This window comes from Salsuginibacillus halophilus, assembly GCF_003014715.1.
Classification (GTDB): Bacteria; Bacillota; Bacilli; order Bacillales; family Marinococcaceae; genus Salsuginibacillus; species Salsuginibacillus halophilus.
Genome location: NZ_PYAV01000003.1, coordinates 20818 through 42149 on the forward strand (window position 1 = coordinate 20818; position 21332 = coordinate 42149).

Below are 21332 nucleotides of genomic sequence, written 5' to 3' on the forward strand. Positions count from 1 at the left end.
ATGCGCGGCGTGAGTGGATTCATGCGCGGATGCAGGGGAATTAAGCGTGGCATTTGAGAAAATCGGCCTCATAAGATTTGAACGAAATATTCTAGTTTAATTCCGATGAGAAGCCGATATTTATCAAAAATCGTCATGAAATCAAATGAAATTATTTTAAAACGTTTTTCCTCCCTTTATCTTGGGAATACATCTAATAACAAGTTATTAGGAGGATGAAAGATGCAGGATACAAAGCAAATCGATATGAACGACAAAACGCGGGCATGGATCATGAAAAGAGGAGGCATTGTAACGATTGATCCGTACCAGCCGGGCACTGGTATTGTGAATCAAACCGCATTTGATACACGCTCCAGCTTAGAGCAGCCGGCAGATCCATCATTTTATGAATGCCATCATTTCCACGGTACACTTGTTTATGTACATCAAGGTGTGCGTCAAAAAAATAAACCGATCAAGCTATCCATCGCTGGTGCTTCTCCGTTTGAACATTTGCACGTCAGAGGCGTGAAACGTTTCAAAGCGAGCTGAATTAACAAAGGTGGAATTCTCATTGACTACAAATAATTTGAACAAAAAGACACTTTATGAGTAGACGAAGGCGCACGGTTATTCCGGTGTCTTCGTTTTTTATATCGTGCGTAAATTTGTTACAGAAGCAGCTGTATGAAAGCGGATGTTGCTGGCTAAACTGTAATCAATGTGATCACTCGAGGTGACAGCGATGCTTGAGGATGAACAAATTTCTGCGATACGTAAAGCAGAAGCCGATTATCATCACGCGTATTACACAGCTCATCATGTATATGAAAAAGGCACCTGGCTTGAACGGCCGGACTCGCTTGTAACTGCTTGGATTCAATCCCAGCCCCAGGAATCGGCATTCGAGGTACTTGATTTAGCGTGCGGGGTGGGTCGTAATTTGTTCCCTGTTTTAAAGCAATTTCCTAAGGCACGGGGCACAGGTGTAGACCTTTTAAATTCAGCGGTTGAAACTGCACAGCAATATGCAAAAGATACCGGTCTTTCACCACGCTGCCGGTGGGAAGTTAAAGACCAGGATGCTTTTACAATCACCCCAAAAAGCTGGGACTTGATCATGGCATTTGCTTCTTTAGAACATACGGCAAGCCCGAGGCACTTGCATAAGCTGCTGCACCGTATGGCTGAAGGCACTAGTTTTGGAGGCACAAACGTACTTGCGATGAACACTGAAGCAACTGAAACCATCCAGAAAACTGGAGAAACGTACCGAGCATTATTTGAAACAAATATTGATGCAGCAGATGCTTTAAGCTTGATTAATGTAGCATATCAAAACTGGCACAGGCTGAAACTAACCATTGAACCTGTCACATTTCCAATTCGCCGCGACGGGTGTGCGATCACTGTCAACGCCAAACAGATCCGCGCACTGGTGAAGCGGCCACTTTTGCATTGAAGCCGTTTTATTTTTCAGCCGTATCGATTGCTTGTACAATTTAACCTGCACGAAAATTTGAAAGAGCAGGTGATCAAAGATGGCGAATCTTCAAAATCAAACCGTAATGATGACAGGTGCAAGCAGCGGAATCGGTGCCGCAGCAGCGAAGCGCCTCGCAGCTGACGGGGCAAATGTTGTACTCGTTGCCCGCCGCAAAGAACGTCTTGATGAACTGGTTAACGAAATCACTAGTGCTGGCGGTCAGGCCATTGCCGTAGCAGCAGATATTACAAACCGGGCGGAAGTTGAAGGTGCTGTCGCAAAGGCGAAAGAAGCCTATAGCACAGTAGATGTTCTCGTAAATAACGCCGGTGTGATGCTTTTGTCCATGTTAGAAAAAGATCACGTGGATGAATGGGAAACCATGGTGGATGTCAATATTAAAGGGGTCCTTTTCGGCGTTCATGCAGTTCTTCCGGCAATGATTGAACAACAGAACGGCCACGTCATTAACGTTTCTTCAGTTGCAGGGCAGGAAGTGATGCCATCAAGTTCGGTGTACAGCGCCACAAAATTCGCCGTACGCGCATTTTCAATGGGGATGGAAAAAGAACTCACCCATCACGGCATCCGCACAACCAATATTTCCCCGGGACCGGTAGAAACAGAACTTGCAACGCACATCACTGATCAAGATATTGTCGAACGGTTTGAAAGCATGGACATGCCGTTTCTAAAAGCTGATGACATTGCGGATGCGATTCATTATGCGGTAAGCCAGCCGCGTTCAGTCAACGTGAACGAAGTAACGGTGCGTCCGCTTCGAGGCTAATTTCTGTGTGCATACTTCCCTTCGTTGAGGTCATACTAATGATGAATCCACCAAGGGAGGGGATGAAGACACATGGAGAATGAGCAGGAGCGTAAAAACAACCCGGAGCGCATTAAGGATATTATTGATCATACGTTAGATAACCGCGATGAGGCGAAAGATTACGTACGTGCCCACCGTGAAGAGATCAGTGAAGAACAACGCGCTCAAATTGAAGGAAAAAATGAACGACGCGAAGAAAGTGTCGAAGGCTTACGTAACGAAATGAAAGACGAAGCAAAACATCAAAACGGCTGCGGCTGTAAATAAAGAAAGAACCGTCGTGCTCACGCGCGGCGGTTTTTTCTTGCTCGGAACGCTTGGTGGGGCGAAGCACGTTTAGGAGGGGGCGAGGCACGTTTAGGAGGAGGCGAGGCACGTTCTTGTCCCGGTAGAGCATAGGCTTCATCTCGCATTTTTCTTATACCTTTGTTTTCAGATGCCAAAGCGCCGGCGAAAGTGCTAAAATAAGAACAAGAGTATGAATGAAAGGGTGAGCACTCGATGGGTGGATTTTTTGAAGCGCAGCAGTGGATGAATCATCTAAACAATTTAGAAGCCGGTGCGCGTCACCTCGTCGAACAAGGTGAAATCGATGAAAGCGTGTTATTTAGTCCTGCTTTTTTAAGCCGATACAGCCCGTGGACGGATGTTGATGACATGTTTGAGCACCTTCCCGGGGAACTTGATATATTGGCTGATGTTCAAAAATTAAGTGACGAAAAGAAAGCTGAATTAAATCGTGCCATACAAAGCGCCACAGGGTTTTCCGACTGGGAAACTTTTGTTGCTGAAGCTGAGAAGTTTTTTGTTGCAGCCCGGGCTGAGAAGGAGTCGGACAATGGAATTTAAACGAGCTGAGCGGATCGAGCGGCTCCCTGAACAATTTTTCGCCTCGCTTGTAAAAAAAGCAGCGAAAAAACAGCAGGAAACCGGTGATGTGATCAACTTGGGACAAGGAAACCCTGATCAGCCAACGCCGGAGCGGATTGTGCAGGCTTTACAAAACGCAGCGGACAAACCTGAGCATCACCGCTATGCCTCGTTTCGCGGGCTGCCGGACTTAAAAGAAGCGGTCAGCCGTTATTATGAAGAGAAGCACGGTGTACATATTGATCCAAAAACTGAAGTCGCCGTTACCTTTGGTGCAAAGGCCGGCATTATTGAGCTTTCGCAATGTTTATTAAATGAAGGGGATGGCGCGCTGCTCCCTGACCCGGGTTATCCTGATTATTTATCCGGTATCGCGCTTGCCGGTGGTGTGATGCATTCGCTGCCACTTGATCAAAACAATAACTTTCAGCCGGCATTTCATGAACTTTCTCATGAAGCTGCCAAGAAAAGCCGGATGCTTTTTATGAATTACCCGAACAACCCTACAGGGGCGGTCGTGCGCCCGGAGACGTTTGAAGCGGCCGTTAATTTTGCAAAAACGCATGAGCTTTGTGTTGTGCATGACTTTGCCTATGGTGCGATTGGCTTTGATGGGCATCAGCCGCCGAGCTTTTTAGAAACGCCTGACGCAAAAGAAAGTGGCGTTGAACTCTTAACTTTATCGAAAACTTATAATATGGCGGGCTGGCGCGTCGGGTTTGTGGTTGGTAATGCTTCAGTTGTTGAAGCTGTGAATGTGTATCAAGACCATATGCACTGCAGCCTTTTCGGTGCTGTGCAGGAAGCAGCGGCTGAAGCGTTACAAGGGCCAGATGAAGAAATAGCTGCCTTACGCGCTTTATACGAACGGCGGCGCGATGTGTTTATGAATGCACTGCACGATGCCGGCTGGCAAGTCACAGCCCCGGAAGGCTCTTTTTTTGCCTGGCTGAAACTGCCTGAGGGCTGGACGAGCGAAGCGTTTGCAGATAAAGTACTTAAGGAAGCAGGTGTTGTTTTTGCACCGGGGCGCGGCTTTGGTGAAGGCGGTGAAGGTTACGTCCGGGCAGCTTTGTTAGCGCCGGAAGTTGATTTAAAAGAAGCTGCACGAAGGTTAAAAGCATTACAGCTTTGGTAAAAGAGGGGGCGGCAGGTGTTTTATTTACTCGTAGATGAAGAGATCTCGTTGAAGCTTGGCACAGTCCGGGACGCTGAAGCGTTATTTACCATCATTGACCACGCCAGAGGCGAGTTACGCACTTTTTTACCGTGGGTGGATGAGATGACTTCAGTAGAAGATACTGCGAATTACTTACAACAAAGTTTAACAGGTTTCGCTCAAGGAAATGTGCTGACTGCCATCATTTACTGTCATGGTATGATGTGTGGTGTTGCCGGGTATAATCAGCTTGATCAAAAGCACCGAACCGCCCAAATTGGGTACTGGCTCATTCCTGAATTTCAAGGCCGGGGCATTGCAACAAAAGGAGCTGCTGCATTAACAACGGAAGCTTTTAATTCTGAAAACATGTACCGGGTGGAGATTCGTGCGGCAGTGGAAAATGTAAACAGCCTGGCTGTACCGGAGCGTCTCGGTTTTGTAAAAGAAGGAACGCTCCGCGGGGTGGAACATGTGCACGGTACGTTTTTGGATCATGTCGTGTACAGCACGCTCGCATCGGAGTGGAGGAGTTAAGAATTTACATTTAAGGGGGAGATCCATTTGGCCAAACAAGATAAACAAACGATTAAATATACTTCAACCCTTGCTGGTATTTTAGGGTTCGGCTTTGCAGTATACAGCTATATTATTTATATGATTTTTAACTTTGCGTTATGGGCTCTTTTCAGTTTTGGCGCTTTATTTTTTGCTTTCGGGATTTATGCATTTATGAAAGGAGTAAATAAAGCGGTACGGCCGAATCCGGAGGCAAAACCATGGGCTTATACAGCATTTATCGTATCGCTTCTCGTTGGTTTTATGATGGCTGCTGTTTTAGCACAGGCACAGACGTAGGTCTTGCAAAGCTCTAAAGTTCAGCCTAAAATGAAGCAGGCAGCTTAAACAGGGAGGTAGAAACTATTGGGGAAGCGGATTTTACTATTGGTGGTAACAAACGTATTTGTTTTGTTGACCATTATGATTGTGTGGGGGTTAATTTTAGCTTTCACAGATATTGACGGATCGTTTCAAACCGATACGACTGGTGGTTTGGCAACGATTGAGTATATGAACTTGTTCGTCTTCAGCTTAGTTGTCGGTTTTGCCGGGTCGTTTATTTCTTTAGCAATGTCCCGCTTTATTGCAAAGAAAGTGCATAAAGTAAAAGTATTAAACCCTGAAGATAACTTGTCACGGGCAGAACAGGCAGTGGTTGATAAAGTACACAGAAATGCCCGGGCGGCCGGCATGATGCATATGCCGGAAGTGGGGATTTATCAGTCAAATGAGGTCAACGCATTTGCGACAGGTCCGACAAAGAAACGTTCGCTCGTTGCTGTATCGAGCGGGTTGCTGCAGTCGATGGATGACGATGCCGTAGAAGGTGTTATTGCGCATGAAGTGGCCCACGTCTCGAACGGCGACATGGTAACAATGACGCTTCTACAAGGGGTTGTGAACACTTTCGTCGTCTTCTTTTCCCGTATTGCGGCGATTCTCGTATCCCGACTCGTTCGTTCTGAAATGCAGACGATGGTTCGTTTTCTCTCTGCCATCGTGTTTCAAATTTTATTTTCAATTCTCGGCAGTATTGTCGTCATGTGGTTCTCACGTTACAGAGAATACCGCGCTGACCAAGGCGGGGCGGATCTTGCCGGAAAAGATAAGATGGCACATGCCCTTCGTTCCTTGCAGCAGCATGTCAACCGGGTGGATGATAGTGACGAAGCAGTGCAGACGCTTAAGATTAACAATAAACGCAGCATGGCGCAGATGTTTTCATCCCACCCGCCGCTTGAAGAGCGAATCCGCCGGTTAGAAGCGCGTTAATTAAAGAAAAAAGAGCTGCCCCCATGATTGAGGGCAGCTCTTTTTTAGTGTTCTATAATTTGTACTTTTTCTTTTTTGACAACGGTACGCGCATGTGGAAAGCGCTCCGTTTCTTCAGGGAATGGAAAGTCAACAAATTCGATTGCAATGGAGCGCTCATATTCTGCAATGATCGAGCATTCTTTTTCTTCAAGGTAGACGGTTTGGCCAGCATGAAATTGATCAAAAGCGCGCATTGTTTTTCCGTAAACAGAACTTTGGTTGGTTGTTTCATTCGTAGACATGTACATGACCCCTTTTTCAAAGTCTATCTTTCTACTGCATGTTATATGGAAGGTAGTGGAATTTTGTTATTTTACATTTTACTTCGAAGGTAGAAAAAATGCAATCTGATTTCTGAAAATAGGAAGTTTTCACTACAGTAGATAACCCCTTTCTTTTCGGTATTTCCCCAAAAATCTGCAAAAATCGTTTTAGTATGTTAAAATTATCATGTAAACATTAAATTTTGTTAACAACGGGGGTTGGAGCATGAGAGCTTGGAAACGGACAACCGCAACATCAGTATTGGCAGGCACTTTAATATTAGCCGGGTGCGGGGATGCAGACGGCGACGATTCAAATGGTGAAGATGATGGTAATGCTGAAAGCGGCGGCTCAGTAGAAATTGGTTATAACAACTGGGCCGAAAATATTGCTGTGACCAACATGTGGGCCATTCTATTGGAAGAAGAGGGTTATGATGTTGAGATGAGCAACATGGAGAAAGCACCGCTTTTTGCCGGCGTTGCTTCTGGCGATGTTGATATCGGTATGGAAGTATGGCTGCCGACAACTGATCAGCATCATATCGATGAATACGGTGATGATTTTGATATTCAAGACGAGTGGTACGAGGGTACAGTGTTAGGTTTAGCTGTGCCAGAATACATGGAAGACCTTAATTCACTTGAGGATTTAAATGATTACGCTGAAGAGCTTGATGAAACGATTATGGGTATTGAGCCAGGCTCCTCACTTGTTGAAACGACAGAAGAAGTGCAGGAAGTTTACGATTTAGACTTGGATCTGCAAACGTCGTCTGAACAAGCGATGATTTCAGAACTAGACAGTGCGTACAGCAGTGAGGAGCCGATTGTCGTCACGATGTGGAGCCCGCACTGGGTATTAGCTGAATATGACATTAAATATTTAGAAGATCCGGAAAATGTGTACGGCGATGGCGATGATATCGTCTATATTTCACGTGACGGATTTGAAGAAGAATATGAAGAAGTTGTGCAGTATTTGAACAATATGTTTTTTGATGACGAGACCCTTGGTGCATTAATGGCTGAAATTAATGAAGCTGATGATGCCCAGGAAGGTGCCCAAGCTTGGATCGATGACAACCGTGAGCTTGTTGATGAATGGCTCGAGATTGACTAAGTTTTGCTAACTCAAATTTGAAGACAAAGATAAACGAGGTGGTCTGTGTTAAGACAGGCCACCTTCTTCATATGTACGACGTCTGGGCTGCTTTACAGCGGTCTTTTTTTTATGTCCTTGAAGTTCAAAAAGGGTTCACTTCCGCATATTTACGTTTATATGGTATCCTTGAATGTGAAATATTTCACGTATTTAATTTAAATGCTCAATTCGAAAGGGAGGCTGACGGTGACTGATGAAATTTTTAAAAGAGACAGCGCGCCAGTTTCGCTCCATACAGTTACTGCTAGGCTTAAATACGATCGTTTATGCAGCTGCCATTGTTTTGCAGGCTTATACCGTTGTACGCCTCGTTCATGATATTTTTCTTCAACAAGTATCGTTTCAAGCAGTCCAACCCTTTCTTATACTGCTCGCTTTCGCTCTGCTCGTTCGAATCGGATCACAGTATGTCAAAGGTAGTTTAGGAAGTTTGATGGCAAAGCAGGCTAAAAATTCATTACGCAGCGAGATGCTGGAGAAGGTTAGGCAAACACCGCTTTTTTATCGACAAGAAACAGGGAGCAGGCTGTCGACACTGCTTGATGCGGTTGATGAAACTGGACCGTTTTTTCATCGCTATTACCCGCAGATGATCGAGACAACAGGTACAGCACTCCTTATTTTAATTGTTGTCTTTAGTCAAAATGTAATATCAGGGTTGATTTTACTCATTACCGCGCCGTTTATACCATTTGCGATGGCTGTTATTGGCAGCCGTACAGAGAAAAAGTCAAAGGAGCTCGTGTCAGAGCTTCAGCAGTTTTCCAACACGTTTTACGACAAGGTGCAAGGCCTTTTAACCTTAAAACTGTTTCAACGCGCAGAACGAGAAACTGAAAATGTGGGCCGTGCAAGTGAAAACTTTCGTGATCGTACGATGCAAGTATTAAAAGTAGCTTTTATGAATTCGTTTATGCTTGAGTTGATTTCAATGATCGGGATCGGGCTTGTGGCAATTGAAGTCGGGCTTCGTTTAGCATTGTTTGACCAACTGACGTTTTTTACCGCTTTTTTCGTGCTTGTTCTGGCACCGGAGTTTTATACCCAGTTCCGTCAACTTGGAAGTGCATTTCATAGTGGTAAAGGAAGTGCAGGTGCTGCTGAAGTGATTGAAGACCAGCTTGTTCAACCTGATGAAAGTGCGAAAAGATATGAAAGTAAAAGCGTACCTGATCAAGCACCTTCCCTAACTTTTCAATCAATGCACGCAGCTTATCCATCAGCTGACACTGCGGTATTAAAAGATATTTCTTTACATGTAGACGCAGAAAAGTCAGTCGCAGTTGTCGGGCCAAGCGGCAGCGGAAAATCCACATTGTTGCGAGCGGCAGCAGGAATCTTAAAACCATCCGCCGGCGATGTGCTTTACAATGGCGTTCAGTTAAATGAAATTGAAGAAAGCGAGCGCTTAAATCAAACCGCATTTGTTACACAAGATCCACACATTTTTCGCGCGTCTGTGAAGGATAATATTTGTATGGGTGCTGAAAACAATGTGAGTGACGCAGATTTTCAAGCGGTTCTCGACCAAGTGCGGCTGACCGCGTGGGTCGAGCGTCTGCCTCAAAAAGAAGAAACGTTGTTAGGTGAAGGAGAAAGAGGGCTATCCGGTGGAGAAAAGCAACGGATTGCTTTAGCGCGAGCGCTCGTGAAAAAACCGAAACTTGTACTGCTTGATGAGCCAGGTACAGGCCTTGATGTTGTGACAGAATCTGCCTTAAAAGAGACCCTGCAAAAGCTTTCAGCAAACGCTACTGTTGTTACTGTTGCGCATAGAATGACGACTGTCCAGACAGCTGATGAAGTTGTCCTCCTTGAAAAAGGGAAAACCACAGCAGTGGGAAGGCACGAGCAGTTAATGAATGAATGTGAAAATTATCAACAATTGTTCTCAACAAAGGAAGGAAGGTGAGGTCATGCGGGAGCTGAAAGACATTACGTCGCTCGTGCTGCAGGAGAAAAAAACGGTATGGATGACGCTAGCTTTCGGATTGTTTGCAGGCCTTGCCGGGGTCAGTCTATTTTCAGCAAGCGGCTATTTGATTTCTATTGCTGCGTTAGAGACACCGATTTATATATTAACGATCTTTATTGTTCTCATTAAACTGCTCGGCTTTTTACGAGCAGGAGCACGTTATGTGGAGCGCTACGTCTCTCATGATGCGACGTTTATGATATTAAAGCGGCTGCGGACGACATTTTTCAGTCGTTTAATTCCGGAAGTTCCCCGGTTGTTTAACCGCTACCCAAAAGGTGAACTTCTCAATCGAGTAACTGCTGATGTTGAGAATTTGCAGTACTACTTTTTACGTGTGTTGTACCCACCTTTATTGTTTACTGTCGTAATGCTTTTTGTTATCGCTTTTTACAGTGTGTTTTCACTATGGCAGGCACTAGCTGTAGCCGTAGCGTTTATCGTTACACTGCTTGTTATGCCGGCGCTTGGCATTTGGCGTCTGCGCAGGCGCGATGATCAGGTTCAACAAGCCCGGGGGCGTCTTATGACTGAGGCTGCAGATGTATTACATGGACGAACAGACCTTTTTATGGCAAATGAGCTTGATGATCATATTTCAAATTTAAAAGAAACGAGTAAGCAGTACAGTGAAACTGCAGCTGGTGCCGAACGAAGCTTACGCCAGCAGGAAACGTGGCAGCTCCTCGTTTCATTTACAGTAGTTTGGGTAGTAACTGCCATTGCAGGATTTGAAGCATCTGCTGGTGAGCTTGGTGGTGTGTATATTGCAATGTTAATTTTACTTGCAATGGTTGCCTTCGAAACGGCTGAGCCCCTTGGCGTGTTTCCGTATCATTTTCACCAAGCTGCTCAAGCTGCCGGACGCCTGCATGATGTGACTGAAGATAAAGAGAGTACTGTACAAACTGCAATGAGTGCTGATCCACCTTCATTTACATTACACAAAGCAGGCTTTCATTATCCTGGTGAAACGCTGCCGGCGCTTGATCAAGCTAATGCTTCAATTCCGGCCGCGCGTCATACAGCGGTAGTTGGCGCAAGCGGTGCTGGAAAAACGGTGCTTTTACATGTGTTGTTACGTGTTTTAACAGCAACAGACGGGCGTGTTGAAATTCATGGTCAATCAGCAGAAAATATTTCTCCTGAATCATTATGGGAAATGACAAATGTTAGTTTGCAGGAGCACGCCTTTTTCCAAGGCACGATTCGAGATAACTTAAACCTGCGTGAACATGATGTAACTGATGAAGCATTATTGAAGGCACTTCAAGACGCTGAAGCAGGAGAGTTTTCACTTGATGCCGTAGTTGAGGAGCAGGGGAGAAACTTATCCGGCGGAGAGCGGCAGCGACTTGCGCTCGCACGGTTGTTTTTACATGACGCACCGCTCTGGATGCTTGATGAGCCCCTTACCGGGATTGATCCGGCCTCTCGTGTTAAGTTGAAAGCTAAGTTAAAAGAGCGTACAAAAGGGCGGACCGTCGTTTGGGTTACCCACGAACTATCAGAGGTTGAAGATGCAGACCACGTCGTTGTCCTTCAAGATGGTACAGTTGTTGAAGAAGGCACCTATATAGATCTCATGACGCGCGGCGGTACGCTTTGTGAAATGAAACAAGTGGAAAAAAACATGTTGCAAGCATAATGCTTCTGTTTTTCGGACAAAATAATGTCCGAAAAGGAGGGGAACTCATGAAAAAAGAAGTTACTGATGGTCGTTCATTTGAACAAAAGAAAAATGAACAGCAGATATCCCACGAAGCGAAAGTCCCTAAGGCCGGCGATAAAAAGCTGAAAGGTCCAAACCGGCCGGCAGATTAAAGTAAAGTCGAATGCAAGTTAAGCAACATAAAAATATCTGGGCGCTCAAGCGGCGGAATCATAGGGATTTCGTCGCTTTTTGTCGAAGTTTAGGTAAATTTTCTGACGTAATTTTTTGAAAATCTCGAAAAAAGCCTTTATTTTTGCCATCGAACTATGGTAACTTTCTTATTAAAGGAACATTAAAAGACAATTTCCGAAAAGGGGTGTTACAATGGCAGCTGAAGAGCAGACATCTTCAGAAAAGAAAGGTTTTTTCAACAAGTTTCTTGATATTGTAGAACGAGGGGGGAACAAGCTGCCCCATCCGTTCATGTTGTTTGTTTACTTGGCACTAATCATTATCGGTTTATCATTTGTATTCAATATGCTCGGTATGTCCTATGAAGATCCGCAAAGTGGCGAAACTGTTGCTGTTCAAAACATGATATCAGGCGACGGGCTTCGCTACATGATATCTTCAATGCTTGATAACTTTACAGGTTTTGCCCCGCTCGGGCTCGTTCTTGCCATGATGTTTGGTATCGGTCTGGCGCAAAAAGTAGGCTTGATTGAAACGTTCATGAAGAAAACAATATTAAACGCACCACAGCGCTTTGTGACTTTTGCAATCATTTTCACAGGTGTTGTTGGTAACCTTGCTTCAGATGCAGCGTTTGTTATTGTACCGCCTCTTGCTGCGATGGTATTCTACGCGCTCGGTCGTCATCCACTTGCTGGTATGGCTGCAGGTTTTGCCGGAGTGGGTGCAGGATTTACGGCGAACGTTATTATTGCAGGAACGGATGCACTTTTATCTGGTATTTCATCAGAAGTGATTGCGCCAATTGATGAAACCGCCCAAGTGACGCCGGTTGATAACTACTTCTTTATGATTCCGTCTGTCCTCATGCTCATGGTTGTTGGTGTATTTGTGACTGAAAAAATCGTTGAACCACGTCTTGGTAAGTATGATCCTTCTAAAGGTGACGAAGATATTCAAAATCAGGAAATGGAAGAGATTACGCCGGAGAAAAACCGTGGTTTGCGTAACGCAGCCATTGCAGGTGCCCTTTATCTGATTGGCGTCAGCCTCTTAATCGTACCGGAAAACGGGGTGCTCCGCGGTGAAGATGGTGCAGTTGTTGATTCTCCGTTCTTTTCGGATATTGTACCGTTAATCTTATTCTTCTTTATTACCGTAGCGGTTGTCTACGGTGTAACTGTTAAAGCGATTACTGCAACAAAAGATATTCCGGAATATATGGCCGGTGCGATGAAAGATATGTCCGGCTACATTGTTTTAATCTTTGCAGCGTCTCAGTTTATCGCTTACTTTGATTGGACAAACATTGGCGGCTTGATTGCTGTCGGAGGGGCCGATGCTTTAGAAAGCATGGACTTCACCGGACTGCCGGTCATTGTCGGTTTCGTTGCCCTTGCAGCTGTTTTAAACATGTTTATTTTCAGCGGCTCGGCACAGTGGGCGTTAATGGCACCGATCTTTATTCCGATGTTTTACTACATCAATTACGATCCAGCGTTTGTGCAGCTGGCGTACCGGATTGCAGATTCATCCACAAATATTATTACGCCGCTCAATCCATACGTGCCGATGGTCTTAGCGTTTATGAAGCGTTATGATAACAGTGCAGGGTTTGGCTCATTATTTGCCATCATGCTGCCATATGCATTGTTGTTCTTAAGCATTTGGACTGTCATGCTTATTATCTGGTCGCTTCTCGGTCTACCGATCGGCCCTGGTGTTGACATGCACTTGTAATAAAGAAAATTGAGCGGAAACAAAGGAGTATTCATGATGTTTGATTCAATCGATGAAGGGCAGCTTTTTCAACGCGCCCGCGAACTTCGACGCCATCTGCATCAATACCCAGAATTAAGTGGTGAGGAACGGGAGACAGCTGAGCTGGTCTCCCGCGTTCTCGTCGATGCAGGTTTAGAAGTAACGACCGGCATCGGAGGGTATGGAGTGCTAGGTGTATTAAAAGGAAAGCAGACGTCTCCGGTCATTGCATTGCGCGCTGATATGGATGCGCTTCCGATTACAGAGGCTACAGGAGCAGATTTTGCTTCAACAAAACAAGGTGTGATGCATGCGTGCGGGCATGATGCGCATACGGCCATGCTTTTAACAGCGGCTGAAGAGCTTGCCAAATACAAAGAAGAAATTGACGGAACGGTATTATTTGTATTTCAACCGGCAGAAGAAGATGCCCCGGTCGGTGGTGCAGCAAAAATGCTCGAAGAAGGTGTGTTTCAAATGTACCCACCGGATGCAGTATTTGCCCAGCACGTCTGGCCTGATCTTCCGGTAGGTACGTTTGGTGTACAAAGCGGACCGGTCATGGGTAACTCCGACCGGTTCAGGATCGTTATAAATGGAGCCGGAGGACACGCAAGCATGCCGCACCAAGGTGTAGATGCTATTGTCGCAGCGACTCAGATTACTCAGGCGCTGCAGACGATTGTAAGCAGAAACACAGACCCGCAGGATGCAGCAGTGATTACCGTTGGAAAACTTGAAGCTGGTGAACGTTACAACGTCATTCCACGTGAGGCTGTGCTTGAAGGCACGGTTCGCACACTTGATGATGAAGTGAAAGAAAACGTGAAGGCCCGGTTTCACCAAGTAGTCACCTCAACGGCTGAAGCATTAGGAACTGAAGCTTCTATTAATTACATGGATGGGTATCCGGCAACGGTAAATGATCCTGAATTCACAGACGTTATCAAAAACGCAATTACTCACTCGTACGGACAAGAGGCACTTCCTGACGTACGCCCGAGCCTCGGCGGTGAAGATTTCGGCAGGTTTTTACAGCACTATCCAGGTGTTTACTATTGGCTCGGCATAACAGATCCATCGGTGAAAAAGCCAAAACCTTTGCACGATCCATCATTTCACATTGAAGAAGAAGCTCTTTTATACGGGGTTAAACAGTTCATGCACACTGTAGAATGGAGCCTGGATGCACTACAGCGTAAGGGGGAAAATGTGTGAGTTTAAGCAGCTTGGAAGCTTATGTTCAAAAAATTGAACCTGATGTCAGACAATGGCGCAGAACGTTCCACCAAGTCCCGGAAACGGGCTGGACGGAGTATGTCACAACGTATCGTCTGTATGAAGCGCTTAAAGAACTTGGCTACAATATCACGCTCGGCCGCGAACTACTTAATGATGCAGCACGTATGGGGCTTGCCAGTGAAAAAGAAGAAGCAGAGGCGATTCACCGCGCACAGGATTATGGTGTAGCTGAAGAACTGCTCCAAGAAATGGCCGGCGGCTTCACAGGCCTTGCAGCTGAGCTGGATACCGGCCGGCCGGGGCCGCATATCGTTTATCGCTTCGATATTGATGCCTTACCGATTCAAGAGGCTGAAACAGAGGCGCACCTTCCATTTGCTGAAGGATTTCATTCAAGTATCCCCGGTGCTATGCATGCGTGTGGTCACGATGTTCATGCGGCGATGGGCCTGGGTGTTGCGAAGGCGCTGCAGGAAGAACAAGGAGCGTTTAACGGACGTTTCACATTATTGTTTCAGCCGGCAGAAGAAGGAAGCCGCGGGGCAAAATCTATGGTTGAAGCAGGCTGGGTGGATGAAGCGGATGCATTTATCGCAGCGCACATCGGCTTAAAGGATGAAGCGCCAGGGGTGATCGCGGCGACAGCGTCCAAGTTTTTAGCGACAACGAAGTTTAATGTGAACGTTGAGGGCACGTCGGCTCATGCTGCAGCGAAACCTGAAGAAGGCCGAGATGCTTTAGCTGCAGCAGCTTCAATGGCGTTAAAGTTACAAGAAATCCCACCGCACAGCGAAGGAGTGACCCGGGTGCATACCGGCACGCTTACAGCAGGTGAAGGCCGCAATATTGTCGCGTCAACGGCGGAACTGACAGGTGAGACGCGCGGGGAAAACTCAAAGTTAAATGATTATATGTTTACTGAAGTTAAACGGCGCGTAGAAGCTTGTGCACATTTGTACGGGGTAACTGCAGAGCTTGAAGTAGTCGGGCAGGGCGAAGCGGCAGACTGTGACCTTGTTTGGCAACAGCGGATGAAAAAAGCAGCAGAAGGCAGTTCAATGATCCACAGGGTGGATGACAGCTGGCCGGTCAATGCTTCAGAAGATGCCGCGCTCATGATGAACCGCGTGCAGGAACGTGGTGGTGAAGCAGTATATATGGTGATTGGCACCGGGTTGAAAAGTGGTCATCACAAACCGACGTTTGATATTGACGAAGCTTCCTTTGCGCCTGGCGTGCTTGCTTACTTACTTGCAGCCAGACAGTTTCAAGCTGAAAATGATAAGAAGGTGACATAAATGCAGGATTGGCTAAATGAAAAGCTACAGATGCTCAATGTAACAGAAGATATGGCCAAAGAAACTGAAGGTTTTAACCGCCTTTCCTATACAGAAGAAGAGTGGGAAGCGATAGACGCTTTTCAATCCATCGCTGAATCACTTGGTATGCATGTTAGAATGGATGAAGCAGGAAATCGGATTGCACGGTGGACACCAGAAGGCGCTGCAGGTGCAGCGGTTGCTGTCGGCTCTCACGTAGATACGGTAGAAAGCGGCGGCGGCTACGATGGTGTTGTTGGTGTGCTTGCCGGCCTGGGTGCTGTAAAAATCCTTCAAGATGAAAAAGTGCAGCCAAGCCGGCCGGTGGAAGTGATCTGCTTTGCTTCTGAAGAGTCGGCCCGCTTTGGGGTGTCTACGGTTGGCAGTAAGGCGATGATCGGTGCAGAAGAGCTGCTGGCCCAAAAAGATGTTAAAGATAAAAACGGGGTTTCCATTGAAGAGGCGGTAGAAGCGCGCGGCCTTTCGTTTGCAGAAATTTTAAAAGCAGAGCGTTCTCGTGATGAGCTGCACTCCTTTATCGAACTGCATATTGAACAAGGTATGCGGATTGAGCGTGCGGAAGCTCAAATTGGTGTTGTAACTGCGATTGCTTGCCCAACACGGCTTAAACTGACAATTCAAGGTGAGGCAGGACATACAGGAACAGCACCGATGGCCGAGCGTAAAGACGCATTAGCTGCAGCTGCTGAAGTGATTCAGTACGTTGAAGCTGAAGGAAGACGGCAGTCAGAGAAAAGTCATCCGCCGGTCGTTGCGACAGCGAGTACGATTCAAGCTTTACCCAATGTGATGAATGTGATCCCGGGAACGGTTGAGCTCGGCGTTGATATTCGAAGTGTCGATAATGATAAGAAAAAAGAGGCGGCACAACATATTTTTGAATTTTGTCAAATGCTTGCACACAAGCGTGGCATCACTGTTGAACAAAGCGTGCTGGTGGACAATCCAGCTGTGCCATTAGATGATCATGTCCGAAACGCCTTACAATCTAGTGTTGAAGCGTGTGGTTTTAAGCCTTATGTGATGGAAAGCGGCGCCGGACATGATGTGATGAATATGGCAAAGAAAGTGCCATCAGGTTTAATCTTTATTCCGTGCAAAGACGGTGTGAGCCACCACCCTGCTGAATTAGCTAGCGTAAAAGATATTGAACGAGGGACACGTGTGCTGGCAGGTTATTTGAAAAACGTGCAGTAAGGCGAGGGGAAAAAGATGAACATTACGCTTGGCGTAGCTGGCCCTGCTGATAGCATCCAGACTGTTGCAGAAGCTGTGGAGGCTGTGAAAGGTATCGAGCTTGTGACATTCACCTATGAATCAACGGAAGAAGCTGCGGAAATTGTCACCGAGAACGATGCAGCTGTAGACCATTGGTTGTTTACTGGGCCAGCACCGTATGATTACGTTTTACAGCATGGCGTTATCGATCAAACACGTGCCAGTCATCCGGAACTGCACGGCTCCAACTTGCTTGGACGGCTGCTTGAAGCTCAATACCATCATAAAAAATTGATTCAAAACATTTCAATTGACACGATGAATGAAACTGATGTGACAAAAGCGCTTCAGCCGTACCATTTAAATCATGAACTGCAAGTTGCTGCTTATGAAACTTCGGGCTACGTGCCGCCGGAAGCGGTGACGAATTATCATGAACAGCTGTATCTTCAAGGAGAAACAGAAGCAGCTTTTACTTGTCTGCAGCAGGTGGCTGATGACTTAAAGGCAAAAGGCGTACCTGTTTACCGTGTTGTACCAAGTGTGCATTCGATGCAGATTATTTTAAAATACATTCGCGAGCATCTGTATTCATCTTCATTTCGTAAAGCACAGGTGGCACTTGTGGCGGTTACAGCTGAAACTGTTGTTCGTAATGCACCGCCGGAGGTAACTGCATATGCCCGTTACCATAAAGAGCTTGAACTCAAGAAGTGGCTGCTACAGGCGGCAGAGCTGCTCCAAGGGTCATTCATACAGATGGGTGATGGATTGTATTTTATTTATACGACACGAGGCATGGTTGAAGCGAACCGGAGCGGGTTGTTTAAAGCGCTGCATGATGCCCATGTTCAAAGTGAGCTGCCGGCACAAGCCGGAATTGGTTTCGGACGAACGGCAGGAGAAGCGGAGTTTCACGCTCGTGAGGCATTGCAGCTTGAAGCACCTGGTGTAACTGAAGTGATTGTTACCGTTGATGAAGATAAAACAATTAATGAATGGCAGGCAGATACCACGGATATTACTTACCGAAAACAGCGGTTAACAGCAGCTGCTCATCAAAACCGGGCGGAGGCTTTGATTAGTCCGATGCTTGTTGAAAAAGTTGCAGCACTTGCAGATTATTATGACCAGGCGATTGTTTCACCTCAAGATCTTGCCAGGTGGTTAAATAGTTCACAGCGTAACGCAAGACGTGTACTAACGCGCTTAGAAGAAACAGGCCTTGCGGAGCTTGCGGGAGAAGAAGCAGGAGCACGCGGACGTCCGCGGAAAGTATATCGGCTCCGATTTGAAGAAGAAGCCTAATAGTCTAGCAGTGAAGATGAATCGTAGCATGGAGCGTGTGAAGCCGCGTTCTTTTGTTTCATAAAAAAGCTGTCCGGCGATGCCGGACAGCTTTTTATGAACGCATTATTGCAGTGTTACTTTATTTTTACGGACAACAATGCGTTCGTGATCATCTTCGCTCAACGGGACGAAATGGACGTACTCTAAAACGAGGGTACGTTCAAGTTCATTAATGACGGTCATTTCTTCACCTTGATAATAAACGGTTTGACCAATTTCAAATGTACCGGAGAGTTCTTCAAGTTCATCAGACATTCTTAAGCACCTCACTTATTAGTGAAAATGTTCAAAGTTTCCGTGGAAAAACGGTACGCTTACAGTTGATATTCCCATTCGGAAAGTGAAAGCAAACTGAATTATACCATAAGATTAAGAAAGAACAAAAAGGGGAATGTTATAAAATCTAAAGCATCTTCAAACATGGAAAAGGAGTGGCGGACATGGACAAACGAAAAGTTATTGAATCTCGCGTCGTGCAGACCGATTTGGTGCTGCCGCACGATACAAATAATCATCAAACGCTATTTGGCGGTATTTTAATGAAACGGGTGGATGCAGTAGCCTCGATTGCAGCCCGCCGTCACTGCAGGGAAGAAGTAGTCACCGCTTCAACGGACTCTGTTGACTTTCTACATCCGATCCGACCGACGGATTCTGTATGTTTAGAAGCATTTGTGAGCTGGACAGGCAAGACGTCTATGGAAGTGTTTGTGAAAGTTACGGCAGAAAACTTAGAAACTGGTGAACGTAACATTGCAGCAACTGCCTTTTTAACGTTTGTGGCAGTAGGGTCTGACGGTAAACCTGTAAATGTTCCGGGAGTGATTCCAGAAACACAGGAAGAGAAAAAGTTGTATGAAACAGGCGCCGGCCGGTCTGATGTTCGTAAACAGCGGCGAAATGAAAGTAAAGAGCTTGCCAACTTTATTACGGTCAATAAACCTTGGGAATAAGAGGGGACATATATGACGATTAAGTGTTTCATGTTTGATGTTTACGGCACCTTGTTTAATGTACGCTCAATTGACGAACAAATTAATCATTTTGCCCCTGGCCACGGTGAAGCTGTTGGTGCACTTTGGCGTAAAAAACAAGTGGAACATGCGTTTTTACGTCAGCTGACTGAGACGTACAAGCCATTTTCCGAGATCACGGAAGAAGCACTCTATTATGCAGCAGCTGCATATGAACAAACGTTAACAGAAACTGAAGCTGCTAGTTGTCTTGAAGCATATAAAAAGCTTGCGGTTTATCCAGAGGTACCCCCGGTGCTTGATCGGCTCAAAGATTTTCAGCTTGCCGTTGTTTCAAACGGATCAAGAGATATGCTGGAGCCGCTCGTGCAGCATTCAACTGTAGCACCATATGTAAATCACATCATCAGCGCAGATGATATTCAAGTATATAAACCGAACGAAAAACCTTACATTTATGCACTAGAGACATTAAACGTTAAACCTTCAGAAGCTTTGTTTGTGTCAGGCAACAGTTGGGATATTCTTGGTGCACATACAGCAGGGTTAAAAACGGCTTGGGTCAACCGCGGGAACGGGCCGTTTGAATTTGCAGGTTTTACGCCAGATGACACGATGACAGAACTTGACGGCTTGCTTCGCTGGGTTTGGTAAAAGGGCTGCGACATAAAAAAGATGACCTTGCACCGCTTTAAGGTCATCTTTTTTATTAATGGTATGAAGGGTCGTTCACAGCTTTTTTGAGCAGCTGATCGGCCTTTTTTAATTTACTTTTCATATAGCGGGCTGCTGTTTCTTCACCGCTCCATGTTTCTTTCGTCCAGCCGGTTTCGGACTGCATGGGAAGTACATCGAGCCGCTGGTTTTCGCGAAGCCGCATACGTGCTTCAATAAAGGGTAAGCGCAGTTCGTGCTCAGCAGCTGCGAGTAAAACTTTTTCAGCATCAGCCGCTCTAGCTGTCATGCGGCAGGCAGCAGCGAGAAAAGACTGCCCGGAAATAACTTTCAGCCGCTCTTTTTCTTCCCATGGAGCAAGTGTAGTTCGGATATGTCGATTATTTAGTTCTGTTTCAGGTATAAAAAGGTATGGAAGTTCTTTATCTTTGAAAAATATATGAAGTTGTTCGCTTAATGTAGCGTCTCCATCCGGTAGAAATAGTACGACATCAGGAACAGCAAACAAATCGAGCCGCTCCATAAACATATATTCGTTAATTGCCTCAATTTCATAATTACTTAACATGTTGCTCTCCTCCTGCATTTCTTCTGCTGTGCTCACCCTTTAAGATATAACCGAATTTCGAAAAGGCTAAACACAAGAAATGGAAGCAGACGTCCACATAAGATAATTTAAAACCAAAAAAGGTTACACAATTAAAGGGTTTCTTCTTTTTCTCACCTGAAAAAAAGACCCTCACGAAGTGTGAAGGTCCATTACATGCCTAAGTTTGAAGTTTAATGTAGTCCGACGTTGTCACTTCTTCTTTCTAACAATATTGTGTCTCTCCACAAACCGCCCATTTTACCAACGCGCTCCCGCCTTCCCACTTCGCGAAAACCATTTTTGAAATGTAAATGAAGGCTTGGTGTATTCTCTGGAAAGATGCCGGCTTGTAATGTCCAAAAGCCGTGTTTTTCACTTTCGGTAATTAATGATTGTAAAAGGGTATGACCAATATACTGACCTCTCCCAGCTTCACTAACATACAAACTCACTTCAGCCACCCCGCGATAAACATCGCGATTTGAAACAGGGCTTAATGCTGCAAAGCCAAAAACCTCGTCGTTTTTACGTGCCACCAGCCTGCAGGAGGGTGTACGTGCATGATTCCATGTCTCCCAGTCAGGAGCTTCTGTTTGAAACGTGGCATTGCCGGTTCTGATGCCTTCTTCATATATACGTTTTACTTGCTGCCAGTCAACAGGGTGCAAGGTGTCGATCAATATTGCATGATTCACAAAAAATCACCTAAAAACTTTCTTTAATGTTGAGT

General features: G+C 45.8%; 24 protein-coding genes. 20 read left to right on the forward strand and 4 right to left on the reverse strand.

The window, feature by feature from the left end; genetic code table 11:
- The first annotated feature begins 222 nt into the window (after positions 1 to 222).
- The 9 genes from B0H94_RS02925 to htpX all read left to right on the forward strand — a co-directional run bounded on the left by B0H94_RS02925 (position 223) and on the right by htpX (position 6162).
- Complete coding sequence (locus B0H94_RS02925) at positions 223 to 534, forward strand: hypothetical protein (RefSeq protein WP_106587752.1); 312 nt, start codon at positions 223 to 225, stop codon at positions 532 to 534.
- Positions 535 to 727: 193 nt separating this feature from the next.
- Positions 728 to 1444 carry a class I SAM-dependent methyltransferase gene (locus B0H94_RS02930; RefSeq protein WP_106587753.1) on the forward strand — a complete coding sequence of 239 codons (717 nt, stop codon included), beginning with the start codon at positions 728 to 730 and terminating at the stop codon, positions 1442 to 1444.
- Positions 1445 to 1523: 79 nt separating this feature from the next.
- Entirely contained in the window at positions 1524 to 2258 is a 735-nt protein-coding gene (locus tag B0H94_RS02935) for an SDR family oxidoreductase (RefSeq protein ID WP_106587754.1), read from the forward strand.
- A 72-nt stretch (positions 2259 to 2330) separates the two neighbouring features.
- Positions 2331 to 2567 carry a small acid-soluble spore protein Tlp gene (gene tlp / locus B0H94_RS02940; RefSeq protein ID WP_106587755.1) on the forward strand — a complete coding sequence of 79 codons (237 nt, stop codon included), beginning with the start codon at positions 2331 to 2333 and terminating at the stop codon, positions 2565 to 2567.
- A gap of 234 nt (positions 2568 to 2801) precedes the next feature.
- Entirely contained in the window at positions 2802 to 3149 is a 348-nt protein-coding gene (locus B0H94_RS02945; protein WP_106587756.1) for a hypothetical protein, read from the forward strand.
- Positions 3139 to 4308 carry an aminotransferase class I/II-fold pyridoxal phosphate-dependent enzyme gene (locus B0H94_RS02950; protein WP_106587757.1) on the forward strand — a complete coding sequence of 390 codons (1170 nt, stop codon included), beginning with the start codon at positions 3139 to 3141 and terminating at the stop codon, positions 4306 to 4308. The genes B0H94_RS02945 and B0H94_RS02950 overlap by 11 nt, the downstream gene beginning before the upstream one ends.
- 15 nt (positions 4309 to 4323) lie before the next feature.
- Positions 4324 to 4866, forward strand: a complete 543-nt coding sequence (locus tag B0H94_RS02955; RefSeq protein WP_106587758.1) for a GNAT family N-acetyltransferase — start codon at positions 4324 to 4326, stop codon at positions 4864 to 4866.
- Between the two features lie 27 nt (positions 4867 to 4893).
- A complete protein-coding gene (locus tag B0H94_RS02960) occupies positions 4894 to 5187 on the forward strand; it encodes a hypothetical protein (protein ID WP_106587759.1) in 294 nt (97 codons plus the stop codon).
- Between the two features lie 66 nt (positions 5188 to 5253).
- Positions 5254 to 6162, forward strand: coding sequence for a protease HtpX (htpX, locus tag B0H94_RS02965; protein WP_106587760.1), 909 nt, complete (start codon positions 5254 to 5256; stop codon positions 6160 to 6162).
- A gap of 44 nt (positions 6163 to 6206) precedes the next feature.
- On the opposite strand, the gene B0H94_RS02970 is transcribed toward htpX, so the two are convergent.
- Complete coding sequence (locus B0H94_RS02970; RefSeq protein ID WP_106587761.1) at positions 6207 to 6446, reverse strand: hypothetical protein; 240 nt, start codon at positions 6444 to 6446, stop codon at positions 6207 to 6209.
- Between the two features lie 247 nt (positions 6447 to 6693).
- On the opposite strand from B0H94_RS02970, the gene B0H94_RS02975 reads away from it, so the two are divergent.
- The 9 genes from B0H94_RS02975 (at position 6694) to B0H94_RS03010 (ending at position 18322) form a co-directional block, all read left to right on the forward strand.
- Positions 6694 to 7590: a glycine betaine ABC transporter substrate-binding protein gene (locus B0H94_RS02975; protein ID WP_106587762.1), complete on the forward strand. Its 897-nt coding sequence runs from the start codon at positions 6694 to 6696 to the stop codon at positions 7588 to 7590.
- A 235-nt stretch (positions 7591 to 7825) separates the two neighbouring features.
- Complete coding sequence (cydD, locus tag B0H94_RS02980) at positions 7826 to 9544, forward strand: thiol reductant ABC exporter subunit CydD (RefSeq protein WP_106587763.1); 1719 nt, start codon at positions 7826 to 7828, stop codon at positions 9542 to 9544.
- 4 nt (positions 9545 to 9548) lie between these two features.
- A complete protein-coding gene (gene cydC / locus B0H94_RS02985) occupies positions 9549 to 11255 on the forward strand; it encodes a thiol reductant ABC exporter subunit CydC (RefSeq protein WP_181315229.1) in 1707 nt (568 codons plus the stop codon).
- A gap of 47 nt (positions 11256 to 11302) precedes the next feature.
- Complete coding sequence (locus tag B0H94_RS15400; RefSeq protein WP_282432528.1) at positions 11303 to 11431, forward strand: hypothetical protein; 129 nt, start codon at positions 11303 to 11305, stop codon at positions 11429 to 11431.
- Between the two features lie 214 nt (positions 11432 to 11645).
- Positions 11646 to 13193, forward strand: coding sequence for an AbgT family transporter (locus B0H94_RS02990; RefSeq protein ID WP_106587765.1), 1548 nt, complete (start codon positions 11646 to 11648; stop codon positions 13191 to 13193).
- 36 nt (positions 13194 to 13229) lie between these two features.
- The gene (locus B0H94_RS02995) at positions 13230 to 14432 is read left to right on the forward strand and encodes a M20 metallopeptidase family protein (protein ID WP_245893884.1); all 1203 of its coding nucleotides are present in this window, start codon (positions 13230 to 13232) and stop codon (positions 14430 to 14432) included.
- Positions 14429 to 15754 carry an amidohydrolase gene (locus tag B0H94_RS03000; protein ID WP_106587767.1) on the forward strand — a complete coding sequence of 442 codons (1326 nt, stop codon included), beginning with the start codon at positions 14429 to 14431 and terminating at the stop codon, positions 15752 to 15754. The genes B0H94_RS02995 and B0H94_RS03000 overlap by 4 nt, the downstream gene beginning before the upstream one ends.
- Complete coding sequence (locus B0H94_RS03005; protein ID WP_106587768.1) at positions 15755 to 16993, forward strand: M20 family metallo-hydrolase; 1239 nt, start codon at positions 15755 to 15757, stop codon at positions 16991 to 16993.
- A 15-nt stretch (positions 16994 to 17008) separates the two neighbouring features.
- Positions 17009 to 18322 (forward strand): helix-turn-helix domain-containing protein, encoded by a 1314-nt coding sequence (locus tag B0H94_RS03010; RefSeq protein WP_106587769.1) that lies wholly within the window; start codon positions 17009 to 17011, stop codon positions 18320 to 18322.
- 105 nt (positions 18323 to 18427) lie between these two features.
- On the opposite strand, the gene B0H94_RS03015 is transcribed toward B0H94_RS03010, so the two are convergent.
- Positions 18428 to 18619, reverse strand: coding sequence for a hypothetical protein (locus tag B0H94_RS03015; protein WP_106587770.1), 192 nt, complete (start codon positions 18617 to 18619; stop codon positions 18428 to 18430).
- Between the two features lie 185 nt (positions 18620 to 18804).
- On the opposite strand from B0H94_RS03015, the gene B0H94_RS03020 reads away from it, so the two are divergent.
- Together B0H94_RS03020 and B0H94_RS03025 are read left to right on the forward strand one after the other, a co-directional pair.
- Positions 18805 to 19317: an acyl-CoA thioesterase gene (locus B0H94_RS03020; protein WP_106587771.1), complete on the forward strand. Its 513-nt coding sequence runs from the start codon at positions 18805 to 18807 to the stop codon at positions 19315 to 19317.
- Positions 19318 to 19329: 12 nt separating this feature from the next.
- Positions 19330 to 19992: a haloacid dehalogenase type II gene (locus B0H94_RS03025; protein WP_106587772.1), complete on the forward strand. Its 663-nt coding sequence runs from the start codon at positions 19330 to 19332 to the stop codon at positions 19990 to 19992.
- Between the two features lie 55 nt (positions 19993 to 20047).
- On the opposite strand, the gene B0H94_RS03030 is transcribed toward B0H94_RS03025, so the two are convergent.
- Positions 20048 to 20581 carry a hypothetical protein gene (locus B0H94_RS03030; protein ID WP_106587773.1) on the reverse strand — a complete coding sequence of 178 codons (534 nt, stop codon included), beginning with the start codon at positions 20579 to 20581 and terminating at the stop codon, positions 20048 to 20050.
- Between the two features lie 212 nt (positions 20582 to 20793).
- Positions 20794 to 21297, reverse strand: a complete 504-nt coding sequence (locus B0H94_RS03035) for a GNAT family N-acetyltransferase (RefSeq protein WP_245893885.1) — start codon at positions 21295 to 21297, stop codon at positions 20794 to 20796.
- Between the last annotated feature and the right edge of the window lie 35 nt (positions 21298 to 21332).